The sequence below is a fragment of the Aurantiacibacter arachoides genome, assembly GCF_009827335.1.
GTDB lineage: Bacteria > Pseudomonadota > Alphaproteobacteria > Sphingomonadales > Sphingomonadaceae > Alteraurantiacibacter > Alteraurantiacibacter arachoides.
The window spans coordinates 2,604,665-2,622,832 of record NZ_WTYH01000001.1 but is presented as its reverse complement, the minus strand read 5'-3'; the positions used below and the strand labels follow the sequence as shown (position 1 = coordinate 2,622,832).

General features: G+C 67.2%; 18 protein-coding genes. 9 read left to right on the top strand and 9 right to left on the bottom strand.

Translation table 11 applies throughout. The features are described from left to right. Positions 1 to 6: 6 nt before the first annotated feature. Positions 7 to 1,929 carry a M61 family metallopeptidase gene (locus GRI62_RS12805; RefSeq protein ID WP_131451119.1) on the bottom strand — a complete coding sequence of 641 codons (1,923 nt, stop codon included), beginning with the start codon at positions 1,927 to 1,929 and terminating at the stop codon, positions 7 to 9. 96 nt (positions 1,930 to 2,025) lie between these two features. Between GRI62_RS12805 and hisS the strand changes: the two genes are divergently transcribed. The 7 genes from hisS to GRI62_RS12770 all read left to right on the top strand — a co-directional run bounded on the left by hisS (position 2,026) and on the right by GRI62_RS12770 (position 10,573). After that, complete coding sequence (hisS, locus tag GRI62_RS12800) at positions 2,026 to 3,435, top strand: histidine--tRNA ligase (protein ID WP_234027457.1); 1,410 nt, start codon at positions 2,026 to 2,028, stop codon at positions 3,433 to 3,435. Next, positions 3,432 to 4,499, top strand: coding sequence for a peptide chain release factor 1 (gene prfA, locus GRI62_RS12795; protein WP_131451118.1), 1,068 nt, complete (start codon positions 3,432 to 3,434; stop codon positions 4,497 to 4,499). The genes hisS and prfA overlap by 4 nt, the downstream gene beginning before the upstream one ends. After that, positions 4,492 to 5,361: a peptide chain release factor N(5)-glutamine methyltransferase gene (gene prmC / locus GRI62_RS12790; protein WP_131451117.1), complete on the top strand. Its 870-nt coding sequence runs from the start codon at positions 4,492 to 4,494 to the stop codon at positions 5,359 to 5,361. Before prfA ends, prmC begins: the two co-directional genes overlap by 8 nt. Positions 5,362 to 5,555: 194 nt before the next feature. Next, positions 5,556 to 6,416 (top strand): DUF4167 domain-containing protein, encoded by an 861-nt coding sequence (locus GRI62_RS12785; protein WP_131451116.1) that lies wholly within the window; start codon positions 5,556 to 5,558, stop codon positions 6,414 to 6,416. A 20-nt stretch (positions 6,417 to 6,436) separates the two neighbouring features. Further along, positions 6,437 to 8,050: an apolipoprotein N-acyltransferase gene (gene lnt, locus GRI62_RS12780; RefSeq protein ID WP_131451115.1), complete on the top strand. Its 1,614-nt coding sequence runs from the start codon at positions 6,437 to 6,439 to the stop codon at positions 8,048 to 8,050. Positions 8,051 to 8,116: 66 nt separating this feature from the next. Next, positions 8,117 to 9,325 carry a methionine adenosyltransferase gene (metK, locus tag GRI62_RS12775; RefSeq protein WP_131451114.1) on the top strand — a complete coding sequence of 403 codons (1,209 nt, stop codon included), beginning with the start codon at positions 8,117 to 8,119 and terminating at the stop codon, positions 9,323 to 9,325. A gap of 18 nt (positions 9,326 to 9,343) precedes the next feature. Beyond that, on the top strand, positions 9,344 to 10,573 hold the full coding sequence (locus GRI62_RS12770) for a DUF418 domain-containing protein (RefSeq protein WP_234032835.1): 1,230 nt from the start codon (positions 9,344 to 9,346) through the stop codon (positions 10,571 to 10,573). A gap of 56 nt (positions 10,574 to 10,629) precedes the next feature. Here GRI62_RS12770 and GRI62_RS12765 read toward each other — a convergent pair whose 3' ends face one another. From GRI62_RS12765 to GRI62_RS12755, 3 genes are read right to left on the bottom strand one after another with little or no spacing between them, the layout of a single operon-like run. Further along, positions 10,630 to 11,004, bottom strand: a complete 375-nt coding sequence (locus tag GRI62_RS12765) for a hypothetical protein (RefSeq protein ID WP_131451113.1) — start codon at positions 11,002 to 11,004, stop codon at positions 10,630 to 10,632. A 17-nt stretch (positions 11,005 to 11,021) separates the two neighbouring features. Beyond that, the gene (locus GRI62_RS12760) at positions 11,022 to 11,546 is read right to left on the bottom strand and encodes a hypothetical protein (RefSeq protein WP_131451112.1); all 525 of its coding nucleotides are present in this window, start codon (positions 11,544 to 11,546) and stop codon (positions 11,022 to 11,024) included. A gap of 21 nt (positions 11,547 to 11,567) precedes the next feature. Further along, positions 11,568 to 12,113: a GbsR/MarR family transcriptional regulator gene (locus tag GRI62_RS12755; protein ID WP_131451111.1), complete on the bottom strand. Its 546-nt coding sequence runs from the start codon at positions 12,111 to 12,113 to the stop codon at positions 11,568 to 11,570. 146 nt (positions 12,114 to 12,259) lie between these two features. Between GRI62_RS12755 and GRI62_RS12750 the strand changes: the two genes are divergently transcribed. Together GRI62_RS12750 and GRI62_RS12745 are read left to right on the top strand one after the other, a co-directional pair. Further along, the gene (locus tag GRI62_RS12750; RefSeq protein ID WP_131451110.1) at positions 12,260 to 13,198 is read left to right on the top strand and encodes an ABC transporter ATP-binding protein; all 939 of its coding nucleotides are present in this window, start codon (positions 12,260 to 12,262) and stop codon (positions 13,196 to 13,198) included. Further along, on the top strand, positions 13,195 to 14,703 hold the full coding sequence (locus GRI62_RS12745) for an ABC transporter permease (RefSeq protein WP_131451109.1): 1,509 nt from the start codon (positions 13,195 to 13,197) through the stop codon (positions 14,701 to 14,703). Before GRI62_RS12750 ends, GRI62_RS12745 begins: the two co-directional genes overlap by 4 nt. Before the next feature lie 14 nt (positions 14,704 to 14,717). Here the strand turns inward: GRI62_RS12745 and GRI62_RS12740 are convergent, their stop codons facing one another. Genes GRI62_RS12740 through GRI62_RS12720 form a run of 5 tightly spaced genes read right to left on the bottom strand, consistent with a single transcriptional unit; the run spans position 14,718 to position 18,090 of the window. Then, positions 14,718 to 15,407, bottom strand: coding sequence for a glutathione S-transferase family protein (locus GRI62_RS12740; protein WP_131451108.1), 690 nt, complete (start codon positions 15,405 to 15,407; stop codon positions 14,718 to 14,720). Between the two features lie 4 nt (positions 15,408 to 15,411). Beyond that, entirely contained in the window at positions 15,412 to 15,858 is a 447-nt protein-coding gene (locus tag GRI62_RS12735) for a hypothetical protein (RefSeq protein WP_234032837.1), read from the bottom strand. Positions 15,859 to 15,870: 12 nt separating this feature from the next. Next, a complete protein-coding gene (locus GRI62_RS12730; RefSeq protein ID WP_131451106.1) occupies positions 15,871 to 16,533 on the bottom strand; it encodes a CoA transferase subunit B in 663 nt (220 codons plus the stop codon). A gap of 14 nt (positions 16,534 to 16,547) precedes the next feature. Continuing rightward, positions 16,548 to 17,366, bottom strand: a complete 819-nt coding sequence (locus GRI62_RS12725; RefSeq protein WP_131451105.1) for a hypothetical protein — start codon at positions 17,364 to 17,366, stop codon at positions 16,548 to 16,550. A gap of 4 nt (positions 17,367 to 17,370) precedes the next feature. Then, positions 17,371 to 18,090 carry a CoA transferase subunit A gene (locus tag GRI62_RS12720; protein WP_131451104.1) on the bottom strand — a complete coding sequence of 240 codons (720 nt, stop codon included), beginning with the start codon at positions 18,088 to 18,090 and terminating at the stop codon, positions 17,371 to 17,373. Positions 18,091 to 18,168: the final 78 nt, after the last annotated feature.

The following is an 18,168-nucleotide window of genomic DNA, read 5'->3' as shown; positions in this document are numbered from 1 at the left end:
CAAGTGTCAGCGGCGGCTGGACGGGCGCTGTTGTGTGCGGGGCGCCAGCAGACGGTCGAGCCCGGCCTCGCCTTCGCCCATGCGTTCCAGCCACGGGTAACGAATGCCGTCATAATAGGCGAGCGCGATGGTCTCGATCCGCTCGCCCCGCTGGACCAGCAGGTTGATTGGCTGGCGATCTTCTGCGGCGCGGGTCAGGGCGTTGGCCAGCGTCTGCCGCGTGAAATCCACGCCATCCACCGCCACAATGGTCACGTCGGGCATCAGCCCGGCTGCGAACGCGGGCGAGCCCCATAGCGTGCCGGACACCCCGCCATCGCTGCCCACCGACATACCGAGCGAGCCGGAAAAGTCCCCCGTCGCCCCGTCGCGCGCCTGCGCGGTCCAGGGGTTGGGTTCGTCCTTCCAGACCAGGCGATAGCCGCCAGCCTCGATCCCGGCGAGCGGCGCGGGCTGGCCTGCCTCGCGCAGCCGGGTGGTCAGGAACGTCGCCCAGTCGTGCGGGTGGACCGCGTTCAGCGCGGCCACCACGTCTTCGAAGGTGTAGGGATTGACGCTGTGTTCCCCGTCGGGCCCGGCGAAGAAGGTGGCGGCGAAATCGTCCAGCCCCCTGGCCCCGCGCGTCTCGCGGCGGATCAGCTGGTCGGCCTCCAGCCAGACGAGGCCGGCCTCGCGGTAATAGTCGCGGTTGCGGCTGAGCGACGGCCAGGGCCGGTCCGCCTGGTAGCCGAGCATGGGATCGTAGGTGGTATCCTCCACGCTGCGCCAGTCGCGGCCCGCCACCATGGAAAAGTTCGCCGCCTGGTTGGCGATGTAGCCCAGCACCATGTCCCTGGGCATGAAGCCGCTGCGCGCGGCGAGCACGAAGTCCCAGAAGCTCGTCTGCCCTTCGTAGACCCACAGCAGCCGTGCATCGAGCGCGGTGTGATAGTCGGGCGCGTCGAGCCCCGCGGGGCGGCGGTACTTGCCGTTCCAGCTGTGGGTGAATTCGTGCGGCAGCAGCGTGTTGTCGTGCGCATTGCCGGCAAAGTCGGACAGGTCGTCACGCGTCTGGGTGTTCTCGCTCGAACGGTGATGCTCCAGCCCGATGTCGCCCAGCTCGTCGGTCAGCGCGAGCAGGAAATCGTAGTGATCGAACCGCGGCCCGCCGAACAACAGCAGCGCCTCCTCCACCAGCGCGCGGTGGGCGGCGATGGCCTCGCCGTCGGCCTCGATATCCTCTGCCTCGTCGCCGAACGCCTGCAGCTCGACGTTGTGGCCCAGATCCCAGCTGCGGTGATGCGCGCCGGCGAACAGCGGCGAATCGACCAGCGTTTCATAGTCGGTGGCGGCGTAGTGGACGGTGCTGCCGTCGACCCGCGCGCCATCGAGGGCGCCTGCCGCAGTCCAGCCTTCGGGCAGGGTCACACTCGGCTCCACCATGATGCGCGCCACATCGTGGCCGGCGGGATAGAGCGACATCTTTTCCCACTGCACGTTGGCGATCGCATCGGTGATCAGCGTGCGCCAGCCGCCACCGGGGAAGGGCGAGGCGTAGATCATTTCTGCGGTAACGCTGCGTGCCCCCGCGGGCAGCGCCAGGCGAAAGGCGTAGGGGGCATAGGGCACCCGCTCCCACGTCACCGGCCCGGCGTCCGACGTAAAGGCGAGGCGGGAAATGCGCTGGACCTGGCCCGACGCGGCGTGGTTGCCGGGAAGCCACTGCGGATAGACCAGCACCAGTTCGCGCGCGCCGTCCGCCACGGGGATCGCCTGCGTGGTGCGGAACGTGCGGGCGCGGGTGTCGGTCGCGTCGACGTGCAGACGCATGGTGCCGGGATAGGGCGTGTCGGCGGATGGCGGCAGCGGATCGCGGTCCTGCGCGGCGGCGGGAACGGCAGCGACCAGGGCGGCGGCAAGCGCGGCGGAAGCAAGCAGGGTGCGGATCATGCGGGCCTGTCTGGCGCGGCGGCGGCCAGATGGCAATGCGGCCCTTCGCCATGCCAGGCGTTGCAGGGGGCGCATTCGCCCAGTAACGGGCGGGCCATGGCTAAATCAGGTTTGAAGACACCCCAGGCGATCCGCGGCACGCAGGATATCTTCGGCGCCGATGCGGAGGCCTTTGCCTTCGTGGTCGAGACGTTCGAGCGGGTGCGCAAGCTCTACCGCTTTCGCCGTATCGAAATGCCGGTGTTCGAACGCACCGAGGTGTTCAGCCGCGCCATCGGCGAGACGACCGACGTTGTCTCCAAGGAGATGTATTCGTTCCTCGACCGGGGCGAGGAAAGCCTGACCCTGCGGCCCGAGTTCACCGCCGGCATCGCCCGCGCGTTCATCACCAACGGCTGGCAGCAGCACGCGCCGCTGAAGGTGGCGACCCACGGCCCGCTGTTCCGGTACGAACGCCCGCAGAAGGGGCGCTATCGCCAGTTCCACCAGATCGATGCCGAGATCATCGGCGCGGCCGAGCCGCAGGCGGACGTGGAATTGCTGGCCATGGCCGACCAGCTCATCCGCGAGCTGGGGATCGAGGGCGTGACGCTGCACCTCAACACGCTGGGCGACGGCGACAGCCGCGAGGCATGGCGGAGCGCGCTGATCGATTACTTCGGCCAGGTGCGCGGCGAATTGAGCGAGGATTCGCAGGAGCGGCTGGAGAAGAACCCGCTGCGCATCCTCGACAGCAAGGACCCGCGCGACCGCAAGTTCGTGGCCGATGCGCCGAAGATCGACCAGTTCCTGTCCGGCGAGGCGCAGGACTTCTTCGGCGCGGTGACCAGCGGGCTGGACGCGGCGGGCGTCAAGTGGACGCGGGCGGAAAGCCTCGTGCGCGGGCTCGACTACTATCGGCACACCGCATTTGAGTTCGTGCCCGACGAGGGCTCGGCGGCGGCCGCTGCGCTGGGTTCGCAAAGCACGATCCTCGGCGGCGGGCGCTACGACGGGCTGATGGAAAGCCTCGGCGGTGCGCCGACGCCTGCGGTGGGCTGGGCGGCGGGGATCGAGCGGCTGGCGATGCTGGTGGAGAAGACAGAGAAGTTCGAGAGCATTACGCGTTCTTATTCCGTAGCGCATATTGCGATCGTTCCGGAAAACGAAGAGGCAAAGGCCGTATGCTTCGAAATTGCGAGCAAGCTGCGGAACGCCAAGTTCGCTCGTTTTGATCGACCTTTCGGAGGCATTGAAGTTTTCACGGGGAGCTTCAACAAAGCCTTCCAGCGCGCTGCCAAACAGTCTGCGGCAATCCTAGTTGTTGGAATAGATGAGAACGGTTTCGAGACCATTCGTTTTTCTATGGGGAAATTCGGTGCCGACGCGTGGACATATGGCGACGCTCTTACTGTGATTGAGCAAGACTGGTCTGTGCGGGACGTAGAGGTTCAAAAGGAAGACAACTGGGGACGAATGATTCCGCCAAGTGGCCCATACCAGATGAAAAGAAAGCCCACAGGTTGACCGTCACCGCCGAACGTCTGCGCCAGATCGGAAATCGTTTTGCCGAACTCGAGGCGCGCATGGCCAGCGGTCAGCTCGAGGGCGACGCCTTCGTGGCGGCCAGCCGCGACTATGCCGAGCTCGAGCCGGTCGCGAAAGCCGCCATCGAGGTTGCCGCCATGCGCGAGGAAATCGCGGGCCTTACCGACATGCTCGCAGACCCGGAAATGAAGGCCATGGCGGAGGAGGAACTCGCGCAGCTGAAGGCCCGCCTGCCCGAGGCCGAACGCGCCCTCGCGCTATCCATGCTGCCGCGTGACAGCGCCGACCTGCGCCCCGCCATGCTGGAAATTCGCGCCGGCACCGGCGGTGATGAGGCGGCGCTGTTCGCCGGCGATCTTTACCGCATGTACGAACGCTACGCCGCCGAGCAGGGCTGGCGGGTGGAGCCGGTCTCCATGGCCGCCGCCGACGTCGGCGGCTTCAAGGAGATCGTCGCCAACGTCGCCGGAACCGGGGTGTTCGCCAAGCTGAAGTTTGAATCTGGCGTCCACCGCGTGCAGCGCGTGCCGGTGACCGAGAGCGGCGGGCGCATCCACACCAGCGCGGCCACGGTCGCGGTGCTGCCCGAACCCACCGAGGTCGACGTCAGCATCGACGAGGGCGACCTGCGCATCGACATCTACCGATCCAGCGGGGCGGGCGGGCAGCACGTCAACACCACCGACAGCGCTGTGCGCATCACCCACGTGCCCACGGGCATCGTGGTGGCGATGCAGGACGAGCGCAGCCAGCACAAGAACCGCGACAAGGCGATGAAGGTGCTGCGCGCGCGCCTCTACGAGAAGCGCCGCGAGGAAGCGCACGGGGCCGAGGCCGACCTGCGCAAGGCCATGGTCGGCAGCGGCGACCGCTCCGAACGCATCCGCACCTACAATTTCCCGCAAGGCCGCGTGACCGATCACCGCATCGGCCTGACCCTGCACAAGCTCGACGAGGTGCTGGCGGGGCCGGGCCTTGGCGAGGTCGTCGACGCGCTGATCGCCGAGGATGAGGCCAAGCGCTTGGCGGCGATGGATGGCTGAAAAGCCGGCGGGTTTGCCTGTTGCCGAGGGTATCCGCGAGGCCGCAGCGCGTCTCGCCGCGACGAGCGATACCGCGCGGCTGGATGCGGAGTTGCTCATGGCGCACGCGCTCGGCGTGTCGCGCTCTGACCTGCTGCTGCGGTGCATGGCCGATCCGGCCCCCGCGGATTTCGCTGCGTTGGTGGAGCGGCGTGCCGGGCATGAGCCGGTAGCGCACATCCTCGGCACGCAGGATTTCTACGGTCGCCCGTTCCGCGTCACACCCGACGTGCTGATCCCGCGTGGCGACAGCGAGTGCGTGGTCGAGGCGGCGCTGGCCGCCGCGCCCTTGGCCCGGCGCGTGCTCGATCTCGGCACCGGCTCGGGCGCGCTGCTGCTGACGCTGCTGGCCGAACTGCCCCAGGCGGCGGGCATCGGCATCGATGCCTCCGCCCCCGCGCTGGCGGTGGCGGAGGAAAACGCCGCGGCGCTGGGCCTTGCCGGGCGGGCGGAAATGCGTCCCGGTGACTGGACGCTGCCCGGCTGGGCGGACGGGTTCGGCGTGTTCGGCCTCGTGATCGCCAATCCGCCCTATGTCGAGGACTGCGCCGAACTCTCCCCCGACGTTCGCGACCATGAACCTGCCAGCGCGCTGTTCGCTGGGCCAGAGGGGCTCGACGACTACCGCGTGCTCGTCCCCCAATTGGCTGCGCTGCTCGCGCCCGGCGGCGTGGCGGTGCTGGAGATCGGCCACCTGCAGGCCCGCGTGGTTGGCCGGATCGCCGACGATGCCGGCTTCGCCGTCACCATCCACCGCGATCTCGCCGGACGCGACCGTGCGCTGGTCCTGCGACAAAAGGCTTGGCAAAGCCGCACCGAGTAGTTACGTCGCAACCAAGGCCCAAGGGACGGATGGACGCCCGGGGCCTTTCACTCCGACATTTGCTGGACGAGGCGGCGAACCGCTTCAAGGGTAAAGATGACGGACGAACCGGCGCCCCGCGTGGCGCCTGCGATGGGGTCACGGCCCTTGCCGCGCTGCGGCGGGCAAACGAAAGCCAGGGAAGCGAAATTCCTTTGAACCAGAACCGGAATAACAATCGACGTCGCGGTCGCGGCAACAATCGTGGCGGCCCGGGCGGGGGAAACCAGTCCAACCGCATCGATTCGCGCGCACGGGGCAATGCGCCCCAGATGCTCGACAAGTACAAGAAGCTGGCGCACGAAGCTTCGCTCAACGACGACCGGGTGCAGACCGAATATTACCTGCAGTTCGCCGACCATTACTTCCGCGTGATTGCCGACAGCAAGCCGCAAAAGGACGACCGACCCGCGCGCGAAAACGATCGTAGCGACGATCGCCAGGATTTCCGCAACGATGACCGTGAGGACGATCGCGACGACGACCGCGGCGATACGGACGTGTCGGACGATCGACAGGATCGCGGCAACCGCCAGCGCGCCGGGCGTAATGAACGCCGCGACAACGACGGGCGCGACGATAACCGTGGCAACGACAACCGTAACGAGGGCCGGGGCAACGAAGGTCGCGGCAACGAGAGCCGGAGTGGCGAAGGCCGACCGAAGCGCGTGCGTAACCAGCCGCAACCCGGTGCCGAGGGCGAGGCGGGCGACCAGCAGGACGACCGGAACCCCTTCACGCGTGACGATACGCCGCGGGACGAACGGTCTGACGGCGAGCATTCCAAGGATGCGCAGCCCAAGGCCAGGAAGCCCCGCCGCCGCAAGGATGCGGAGGATCCCGCGGGCGAGGCATCGCCGGTGGACCATGGCGGCGGGCTGGACCCGGCCATGCTTCCCCCCGCCATCGCCCGCACGAGCGACGAAGAGGGCGCCGCGCGCAAGCCGCGCAAGCTCTCCACCCGGCGCAAGCCCAAGGACGATGATGACGACGGTGCCCGCGAAGCCCTAGGCTGAGCCGCGCCGGAAACGCGCACGTGGAGGCTCAATCCGCCCTGCCGCTGATCGACCGTCTGCCGCGCGCGGACGGTCGCGGGGCATGGCTGTGGGCGCTTGGCCTCGGCTTCATCTCTGCAACCGGATTCCAGCCGCTTGGCCTGTGGCCGCTGGCGCTGCTGGCGATGGGGCTGTTCGCGCTGATGACAGCGAGCGCCAGCAGCTGGAAACGCGCCACCTGGCTCGGCTGGCTGTTCGGCTGGGCGCACTTCACGTTCGGCAACGTGTGGATCGCCGATTCCTTTACGCATCAGGCGCAGATGCCGGCGGTCCTCGGGTGGGCCGCCGTGCCGCTGCTCGCGATCTATCTGGCCGTCTATCCGGCGCTGGCGGCAGGCGCGGCGCGGGCGCTGGCCAGAACCGGCGCGGGCTGGGGCTTCGTGCTGGTATTCGCGGGCGCGTGGGTAATCGCTGAATGGCTGAGAAGCTGGGTCTTCACCGGCTACGCCTGGAACCCCTTTGCCATGGTGTTGCTGGGCGAATTCTCGCGACCAGGGCTGGCTGCGCTCGCACCGATGGCGGGCACCTACGCGCTCTCCGGTTTCGCCCTGTTCCTCTCCGCCGCACCGCTGTTGCTGGCGCTGGAGCGGCGGAATCGGGTCATGCTGCTGGTGATCGCGCTGACCGTTCTCGGCATGGTCTGGCCGGCGCCGGCGCCGCGCGAGGGCACGGTGCGTGTGACCATCGCCAAGCCGGTCATCGCGCAGGCCGCGCTGAACGATCCGCGTTCCTTCGAGGCGAACTACCAGCGCCTTGCCGACCTGTCCCGACGGCCCGACCCGGCCGCCACGACGCCGCGGCTGGTGCTGTGGCCCGAATCGGGCATGGCGGATTACCTGCGCGAGGGCTATCCGCAGCGTTATTACGACACCACCACGGCAATGGGCAGCCCGCAGTTTGCGCGCCGCCGCCTTGGCGCCACCGTGGGTGTTGGCAGCGTGCTGCTGACCGGCGCGACCGAACTGGAGATCGGTCTCGGCGACGAGGGCACCCGCCGTGCAGTAGGTGCGCGCAACGTCGTCACCGCGCTTGGCGCCAATGGCGACATCATCGACAGCGTGGCCAAGTCGCACCTCGTTCCCTACGGCGAGTATCTGCCGATGCGCGGGCTGCTCGAACCGCTCGGCCTGTCGCGGCTGGTGGCGGGCACCATCGATTACTGGCCGGGTCCCGGGGCGCGGACCGTCGATCTGGGCCCGCTGGGCAAGGTCAGTCCGCAAATCTGTTACGAGATCATCTTTTCCGGGCAGGTCGTCGACCGCGCCGATCGCCCTGATTTCATCGTCAACCCGTCGAGCGAGGGCTGGTTCGGACCCTCGGGCCCGCCGCAGTTCATGGCGCAGGCGCGGATGCGCGCGATCGAGGAAGGCCTGCCGGTGCTGCGCGCCACCAACAATGGCATCAGCGCGGTAATCGATGCGCGCGGCGTGGTCCGCGAGCATCTCGAACGGGCCGAGGAAGGGCAGATCGACGCCATCATTCCTCCCGCCGCCGCGCCCACGCCTTTCGCCAGACTGGGCAACCTCCTGTCGCTTTTCTGGGCAGCAGGATTCCTTTTCGCCGGTGTCGTTGCCATGCGCCGCCAGCCCCGTTAGAGCCGCGGCGATTTTCATCATCACGATGTCCCCCTTGAAGTCCGTTACGAGAAGGCAATCTCCAACATGCGCCACACTTACCTGTTCACGTCCGAAAGCGTCTCCGAAGGCCACCCCGACAAGGTTTCCGACCAGATCTCCGACGCCATCGTCGACTACATGCTGCGCCACGACAGCGAGGCGCGCGTCGCCTGCGAGACGCTTACCGCCACGCAGCGCGTGGTGCTGGCGGGCGAAATCCGCTGCCGCGGCGTCTACGAGAACGGCGACTGGGTCGAAGGCAAGAAGGCCGAGATCGAGGCGCTGGCCCGGCAGATGGTAAAGGACATCGGTTACGAGCAGGACGGTTTCCACCACCAGACGCTGACCTTCGAGAACCACCTCCACGGCCAGAGCGCGCACATCGCGCAGGGCGTCGATTCCAGCGGCAACAAGGATGAAGGCGCCGGCGACCAAGGCATCATGTTCGGCTTTGCCTGCGACGAGACGCCCGACCTGATGCCGGCGACGCTGGATTACAGCCACAAGATCCTCCACCGCATGGCCGCCGACCGCAAGAGCGGCGCTGCACCCTTCCTCGAACCCGACAGCAAAAGCCAGGTGACCCTGCGGTACGAGAACGGCAAGCCGGTGGAATGCACCGCCGTCGTCGTCTCCACCCAACACGCCAAAGGCTACGACGAAGGCGACAAGGAACGCGAGCTGCACGAATATGTGAAGGGCGTCGTGCGCGACGTGCTGCCCGACGGCCTCGTGACGGATGCCACCGTATGGCACATCAATCCCACCGGAAGCTTCGAGATCGGCGGGCCGGACGGCGACGCCGGCCTGACGGGGCGCAAGATCATCGTCGATACCTACGGTGGCGCGGCTCCGCACGGCGGCGGCGCGTTCAGCGGCAAGGATCCGACCAAGGTCGATCGCAGCGCCGCCTACATCACCCGCTATCTGGCCAAGAACATCGTCGCCGCCGGCCTCGCCACGCGCTGCACGATCCAGCTTGCCTACGCCATCGGGGTGTCAAAGCCGCTGTCCCTCTACGTCGACACGCACGGCACCGGCACGCACGACGATGCCGCACTGGAACGGGCGATCCAGTCGATCGACAAGCTCGGCGACCTTACCCCGCGCGCCATCCGCACGCACCTCAGCCTGAACAAGCCGATCTATCGCCAGAGCGCGGCCTATGGCCACTTCGGCCGCAAGGCGGAAGGCGATGCCTTCCCGTGGGAGCGCACCGACCTGGTGGACGATCTGAAGGCGGCGCTGGCCTGACTTGACGGGCGACGCCGGGTGCCCCTTTCCGGCGTCTCCACCGATCCCGCACCCTTGCCGCGCAGTCGTGTCGAGGCGCTCGACGCGCTGCGCGGGATGGCGGTGATCGGAATCATCCCGATGAACGTCATTGCCTGGGCGATGCTGCCGGCTGCCTATATCAACCCCCGGGCCGATGTGGTGGGCGGCACTGGCCCGCTGGAAACGGCCCTGTGGGCGCTGACCTTCGTGCTGGTCGAGGACAAGTTCCGCACGCTGTTCGCCATGCTGTTTGGCGCCGGAGTGGCGATTCTGATCGAGCGCGCCCGCGCCGGCAATGCAGCCCACCCCTTGCGCGAGCACTATGCCCGCATGGCCGCCCTGATGGCGATCGGCCTCGCCCATGCCGTGCTGCTGGCCAACAACGACATCCTCAGGAGCTACGCCCTGACCGGTTGCCTGCTGCCCATCGCCATGCGCTGGCCGGTGCGCCGGCTGCTGTGGGCGGCGGGCGGGCTGGCCTTGCTGGAGGTAACGGTGATTGCCCTGTGGGCCGTGCCCGCCATCACGGGCAGCGATGCCGCGTCCAGCATCGCGGCGGAGGCGCAGTTCGGGGCTGGCGGAGATGTCGGCTATTACCTCGACCGGGCGCGCGAGACCTTCGGCGAACGCGTGGACCGGCGCATTGGCGAGATGCCCGTGATGGTGATTTCCGTTTTCTCCTCGCTGCCCAACAACCTTGCCGCCATGCTGCTGGGCATGGCGTTGTGGCGCGGCGGGCTGCTGGCGGGCGAGTGGCCGCGTCAGCGCCTGCTGCGGCTGGCCGGGTGGCTGGCCGGGGTTTCGTTGCCGGTGCTGGCGATACTGGCGGCGTGGTCCATCGCGACGGATTTTGACGCGGCCGTGACCGCGGCGAACGCGCTCGCCTTTTCGATCCCCTTCAACATGGCGCTGGGCGTCGCCTACGCCGCGCTTGCCATGGCGCTATTCGCTCGCGGCGGAACGCTGACCCGGCGGCTGGCGGCGGCGGGGCGCATGGCGCTGAGCAATTACCTCTTTACCAGCGTAATCTTCGCCGCGCTGTTCCATGCCTGGGGGCTGGGGCTTTACGGCAAGGTCGGGCGAGGCGCGGCGGAGGCGCTGGTGCTGCTGCCCGCGGCATGCATCGTGCTGTGGTCAGCGCCGTGGCTGGCGCGCTTCCGGCAGGGCCCGGCGGAATGGCTTTGGCGCAGCCTCGCCGCGCTTCGGCCGATGCCCTTCAGGCGCTGACACGCGAAAGGGCGGCCCCGCTGCGGGCCGCCCTTGCCGGGCACGCTGTCGGCCAATCAGGCCGGCCTTGCCCCATGGTTCTCGCGCACCCAGCGCCCGACCTTGCGACCGTACTGCGCGATGGCGTGCATGTTGAAGAAATGCCAGCCGCCCAGCACCATGACGGCAAGGCCGACCTTGGTGGCGACGAAGCGGATGGCCTCGGCCAGCGTGGTCGGTTCGCTGCCAAGGCTGATGGTCAGCAGGATGAAGCCGATGTTGACGAGGTAGAAGCCCACCACCAGCAGGTGATTGGTGCTGCGCGCCAGCACCTCGTCATGCCCGAAGCAATCGACCAGGAACACCTCGCCATTGACGCTGAGGGTGCGGGCCACCCAGCCGGTCATAGCAATGGCGATGACGAGGTAGGCGAGATAGCTGAGTTCGGTCATGGGTCTTCTCCTTCGCTTCAGAACAACAGGTCGTGGACGGGGTTGGAGCGACTGGAGCTCCGGTGGCTGTTCGATGGTTTCATGCGGTGCCGGCCCCATACCCCACTGGCTGGAAGGCCGGATATCGCGCCAAGAGCGCCAAAGATCAGAAGGCCATAAGAGTCATTGCCAAGAACAATTGCAAACAAAACGCCGATCACCGCCCCTCCGACCAAGCCGCAAAGCGTGTGGTTTTCTAAGGTTTCGCAGTGATGCGCGGAGAGAAAGACCGTGGCGGGTAGCATCACAAGGACCATTCCTGTGATGGACAGCAATGAGGTAAAAATCAGCGGTGAAACCGCGAAGATAATCCTGCTTTCGAGGTCCCTCAATTGGGTGCGCTCGAGCAGTTCAATCATGGTCATGAGTGTGAACGGCCCGCCAACCGCAAGCGCGCCGACAATTGTCGATAGTGCAAAAAAGCGCGGTCCGTCACAACAGCGCTTTATGGGATCTCTATTTTCTGAAATTTCAGAAACGACAAGAGAAGGTTTCGTGGTCATGTCTGTATCCTGCGCGTGAGTTTATTTGCTCTGGTTTCGCACCGGCACGAAGCGGGCGACCTTTCCGCCCAGTTTCATCAGCGCCACCAGCGTGCCCTTGGGCAGGCGGCGCACATCGTCGAACCAGCCGGTCAGGGTGCCCATGAATTCGTGCATCCGGCCGATCCGTTCGCGTATGTGCGCGGGCACATCGTCACGGCCCTCAAGCTGCGCGGCAAGGTCCGCCAGCACCAGCAGCGTCGGGTCGATCTCGCGCTTCTTGCGCTCCACGCTGATCCGCATGAGCATTTCCCACAGGTCGGTCTCGGCCACGAAGTGATCGCGCCGGTCGCCGGTCACGTGCTGGCGGCGGACGATGGCATAGCCCTGCAGTTCCTTGAGCGCGGTGGAGACGTTGCTGCGCGCGAGGCCCAGCGTATCGCAGATTTCCTCTGCGTGGAGCGGACGGTCGCTGAGATAGAGCAGTGCGTGAACCTGGCTGACCGAGCGGTTGACGCCCCAGTGGGTGCCCATTTCCCCCCAATGGAGGATAAAGGCCTCGGCCTCGGGAATATCGGTGATCGCCACGATTCGTTTCCGCCTTTCTGTAATTACAGAAATACACGATAGGCGATGCGTGTCAATCCGCCGGTTGTCATTCTCCGTATGCTGACTAGGATGGCGGGCGGGACAGATGCGCGTTTGCGCGCGATGACGGGACAGGGGCCGCACCAATGCCAGCCAGCGCCTTGGCGTTCGACGCCGTGACCAAGCGGTTCGGCGATTTCACCGCGGTCGATGCGCTCAGCTTTGCCGTGCCCGAGGGTAGCGTGTTCGGCTTTCTGGGTGGCAATGGCGCAGGCAAGACCACGTCGCTGCGCATGGCGCTCGACATTCTCACCCCCACCAGCGGCAGCATCGTCGTGCTCGGCCAGCCGCCCAGCCGCGAGAACGCCGCCGCCATCGGTTTTCTTCCCGAAGAGCGCGGGCTCTACAAGAAGATGAGCGTGCTCGACACGATCGTCTATTTCGGCCGCCTGAAGCGCATGGAGGCAGGGGCCGCAAAGGCCGCCGCCATGGCGCTGCTCGAACGGCTGGAGCTGGCGGACCGCGCCAAGTCCCCGATCGAGAAGCTGTCCAAGGGCATGGCGCAAAAGGTGCAGGTGGCGACCGCGCTGGTCAATTCGCCGCGCCTGCTGATGCTGGACGAGCCGTTCTCCGGCCTCGACCCGGTCAACCAGGCCATGCTGGAGGACTTGATCGCCGAGGCCGCCAAGGGCGGGGCTACGGTGATCTTTTCCACCCACGTCATGCAACATGCCGAGCGGCTGTGCGATCGGCTGCTGCTGCTGGCCCGGGGGCGCAAGGCGTTCGAAGGCACGCTGGACGAGGCGCGTGGTGCGTTGCCCTCGCGGCTGGTGCTGGCGGCGCGCATGGACCCGGCCGGCCTGCCCGGTGTCGCCCGCGCCCGCCGTCTGTCCGGCGAAGGAGAGTGGCAGGAATACGAGGTCGAACTTGCCGACGGCGCGCCGCCCGAGGCGCTGCTTGCCCACTGCACCGCCAACGGGGTGGCGCTGAACCGTTTCGACGTCCACCGGCCCAGCCTGCACGAGGCGTTCATCCACTTCGTCGGCGCCGATCCGGCCACGACCCGGCAGGAGACCGTGCGATGAGGGACGTCCTGCTTGTCGCCATGCGCGAAATTCGCCAGATCACCGCCACCAAGGGCTTCTGGATCATGCTGCTGGCGCTGCCCGTGGCCCTGGCCGTCTCGGGCTTTGCCACCAGCAGCCTCGCGCCCGAAACGACCACTGCCTACACCATCGTCGATGAGACTGGTGGCATCGGCGAGGGTATAACCGAGCGCCTGGACCTTGCCGACCAGCAGCAAACGCTACGCGATCTTGGCGAATACGCCGCGCGCTGGGAGTTGCAGGGCGTCGATCCGCAAGCTCCCTGGGCTGACCGCCAGGCGTGGCTGTCCGAAGCCGAGGTTCGCCGTTTTGCCGATGCCGGCGGGGCGGAGGCGGCGGTTGCCAGGCTTGCCCCCGTGCTGCCCGCCGGTGTCCCACCGTTCGAGATCGAGGATCCGGCCTACATGGCGGTTCCGCTGCCGGACGGGATCACGCTGGGCCAGGGTGACGCGGCGATGGACGACAGCCTGCAGGCTGCCTTCGAGAACGACATTACCGCCGGCGACCGCTCGCTCCCCTACGGCGCCGTGCTGCACATCCCGGCAAACTTCGGCGAACCGGGCGCGGCGGCGCGGATCTATACCAACGGGCGCACCAACCAGACGCTGATCCAGGCGTTTCGCGACGGGCTCGACACGGCGGTGCGGGACCGCGCCTTTGCCGTGCAGGGCATCGATGCCGGCACGGCCCGCGCCATCGGTACGATGCGCGCCCCGGTTGGTGTGACCGAACCACCGCCGGGCGGTGGCCTCAGCGCGGTGATGACGCGCTCGCTGGTGCCGATCGCGCTCGTCTACCTGCTGCTCATCACCGCTGTCACCACCGGCTCGATGATGCTGCAGGGCGTGGTGGAGGAACGATCGAACAAGCTGTTCGAATCGGTGCTCGCCTGCATCCGGCCCGACGCGCTGATGCAGGGCAAGCTGCTGGGGCTGGGCGCCGTCGGCATCGTTATCGTGCTGGTCTGGGCCGGAACCGGGCTGGCCGGTGCGCTGTATTTCGAAGGCTTCGCGGCCGATGTCCTCAAGCCCTCGCTCGAGGCACTGGACGATCCGCTGCTGATCGCGGCCATGATCGTCTACTTTTTCGCCGGCTACGTCATTCTCGCCATGCTGTTCCTCGCCATCGGCGCCTTGAGCGAATCGATGCAGGATGCGCAGAGCTACCTTACGCCGGTCATCCTGCTAGTGATGATCCCCGTGCTGATCGTGATGCAGGCGGCGCTGAGCGGGCCGGACCAGCCGATCGTGAAAATCCTGTCATGGATCCCGCTCTACACGCCCTTCGCCATGCTCGCCCGCCTCGGCAGCGGTGTCGCGACGTGGGAGATCGCGGGCACCATCGTGCTGCTGGCTGTGTTCATCTGGATCGAACTGCAACTGCTTGGCCGCATCTTCCGCGCCAGCCTGCTGAACGACAAGAAGCCGGCGCTGAAGCAGATCGTGGCCATGGTGCGCGGGCAGGGCGCGGCGCGCGAGGGCTAGGCCGTCAGGCGGCGTCAGGCGGGCGGGGCGCGAAAGTCCGCGGTGATGGCACCACAGGCTGCAAGCTCTGCCTCGTGGCCGGCTTCGCGCCAGGTTTCGGCAAGCGCCGCCGCCTCCCACGCGCGCATGGCCGGGTGATCGAGCACGCGTTCCACCCAGGCCTGCCCGCCGCCCATGGCGAGGCCATAGGTCCGGCACCGGTAAGCGACGGGCGCGAAAAAGGCGTCGAGCGCGGTGAAATCGGGCCCGGCCAGCCACGGCCCGCCGAACCGCGCGAGCCCTTCCTCGAACAACTCGCGCACCCGCCCCACGTCCCGCGCCAGCGCCGCGTCGTGCGGTCCCGGCGCCACGCGCACGCCGACGTTCATGGTGCACTGGTTGCGCAGGGCGGCGAACCCGCCGTGCATTTCGGCAACGCCGCACATTGCGAACGCGCGCGCTTCCTCGTCGGCGGGCCAGACGCCCGCGTGCCGCTCCGCCAGGTAGAGCGCGATGCCGAGCGAATCCCAGACCGTGGTCCCGCCATCGAGCAGAACCGGCACCTGTCCGGTCGGCGAAAAGGCGCGAAAATCGTCGTGGTTGCTGGGCTTCGCAAAGGGCACGATGCGATCGGTGAAGGCAATGCCCAGCGCCTTCATCAGCACCCAGGGGCGCAGGCTCCAGCTCGAATAGTTGCGGTTGGCGGTTATCAGGGTGTAGGTCACGGCATCACGTCGTCTGGCGCATTGCCATCCATGCCCGCGCCGTCCCCACCGCGTAGGCGACGCCGTAGACCAGCACGATGAGCGAGCTGACGATGGCGAATGGCGTCAACGCCTCGGGCCGGATCGCCAGCGCCGGCAACACGACAAGCGCACGCAGCAGATAGACCGCCGCGATCAGCACGAGCGCGGTGCGCAGCAGCGGGGGGCGCCGTGTCCGCCCGGCGCCGGAAAAGGCATAGGCCGCCCACAGCGCGAGGACGACGGCAATGCCCAGCGTCAGCAGGTGAGGCCAGAGCGCGCCAGACGCCGCCGCCATGGCAATGTCCTCGCCCGCGCCGACGAAGCGATACCATTTCTCCCCGCCGACGATGCAGGCGACGTGCAATGCCGATGCTGCGAGCGAGAGCCAGCCGCCGGCGACGAGCCAGGGCGTGCCGGGGTTTGCAGCCACGCGTGCCAAGGGTCAGCTGACGTAATGCGCGGTGGTCTTGGCGGCGACTTCGTCCGCACTGATGCCGGGCGCCATCTCCACCAGGCGGAACGGGCTGGCGTGATCGGGCCGGTGAAATACCGCAAGGTCGGTCACGACCATGTCGACCACGTCCGTGCCGGTCAGCGGCAGGGTGCACGACGGGATGAACTTGGGGCTGCCGTCCTTGGCGGTGTGCTCCATGACGACGATAATCTTCTTGACCCCGGCGACCAGGTCCATCGCCCCGCCCATGCCCTTCACCATCTTGCCCGGGATCATCCAGTTGGCGATGTCGCCGTTCTCGGCCACCTCCATCGCGCCCAGGATGCACAGGTCGATATGCCCGCCGCGGATCATCGAGAAGCTGGTGGCGCTGTCGAAATAGGCGCTGTGCGGCAGTTCGCTGATGGTCTGCTTGCCGGCATTGATGAGGTCCGGGTCTTCTTCGCCTGCATAGGGGAAGGGGCCGATGCCGAGCATGCCGTTCTCGCTCTGCAATGTGACCTGCATGCCTTCAGGTATGTGATTAGCCACCAGCGTCGGAATGCCGATGCCGAGGTTGACGTAATATCCGTCCTTCAGCTCGCGCGCGGCGCGGGCGGCCATCTGGTCGCGGGTCCAGCCCTTCGTTTCCTGGTGCGTTTCTGTGGACATGGGCAGGCTTTCCTTCAGTCGAGCGGTGCGGGGATGAGGAACCAGCCCGACCCCAGCATCGCCTCCAGCGGGCCGGCGGCGCTCTGGTCGAGCAGAAAGGCGTAAAGATCGTCGAAGTCCGTGCGCTCGTCCCCGGCAATGGCGATGGGGCAATGCGTTTCCAGCAGCGCGCGGCGGCGCGCCTGCTTGGTCTCACCGGGATAACGCTGGACGAACAGCGGGTCGCGCCCCGTCGGGTCCAGCCCGGTGGACAGCAGCAGTTCGCGGATGCGCCCGGCCTCTGTCGGTTCGCGGTCGGTCATCCAGGCAATGGCCACGTTGCGGCGGCGCAGATCGTCGAGCACGGCCACCAGCGCAGGATTCGGCGCGGCGCCCATGGCGGTGGGCATCAGTCCGCCCGCCGGGTCGAGGTCGAGCAGGACGGCAGGGACTTCTTGCTGGCAGGCGGCGAGCGAGGGACGCAGTGCGCTGGGGTTTTGTAGCAGAGCGGAATACCGCTCAGCAGGCCGGGCGGCCGCATCAGGATCGGCATCGGGCAGCGCGCGCGCTGCAAAGGCGTGAAACGCACCGAGGGGACCGTCGTCGGGAATCGTCGCGGCGGGTGCTGGCAGCTCGCTCGTATCCAGCACGGTGAAGGCGGCGTAGCTGGCGAAATCGACCGTTTCGGGATCGATGTCCGTGCCCACGGTTATCGCCTCGCGCGTGCGATCGCCCGTCAGCGCGCTGCGCGCCAGCAGCCCGCCGCTTGCCGCAATCGGCACGATTGCCAGCGCCACGCAGCCTTGCAGGGCAAGGGCGATGGCCATGGCAGCCAGGATGGGCGTCTTGCGCAAGGTGTCAGGCGCTCTCGCGCTGACGCGTGGTGACGAACTCGATCTTCTTGTCGTAGGGCGCGCCCAGCACCAGGCGGTTCACGAACACGCCGGGCAGGTGGATGCCGTCGGGGTCGAGCTCGCCCGGCTTCACGATTTCCTCGACCTCGGCGACGCAGACCTTGCCGCAGGTGGCCGCGGGCTGGTTGAAATTGCGCGCGGTCTTGCGGAACACGAGGTTTCCGGTCTCGTCAGCCTTCCACGCCTTGACGATGGACAGGTCGGCAAAGATGCCGTGTTCGAGGATGAAGTCCTCCCGCCCGTCGCCCCGGTCGAACTGCTTCACTTCCTTGCCCTCTGCCACCTGGGTGCCGACGCCGGTCTTGGTATAGAAGCCCGGAATGCCCGCACCGCCGGCGCGCATGCGCTCGGCCAGGGTGCCCTGCGGGCAGAATTCCACCTCCAGCTCGCCAGCCAGATATTGCCGTTCGAACTCCTTGTTCTCCCCGACATAGCTGGAGATCATGCGCGAGACCTGCCGCGTGCGCAGCAGCTTGCCGATGCCTTCGTTATCGATGCCAGCATTGTTGCTGGCAAAGGTGAGGTTGCCCACACCGGAGGCCTGAATGGCGTCGAGCAGCCGTTCGGGAATGCCGCACAGGCCGAATCCGCCCGCCGCGATGGTCATCCCCTCGTGCAACAGGCCGGCAAGGGCGGCCTCGGCATCGGCGTAGATTTTCTGCATGGGTGTCCTCTCGCAATTGGCGACTCTGACATGGGATTAGAGGCTGTCGCGAGCGATGTCACCCTGTCGCGCAAAGTT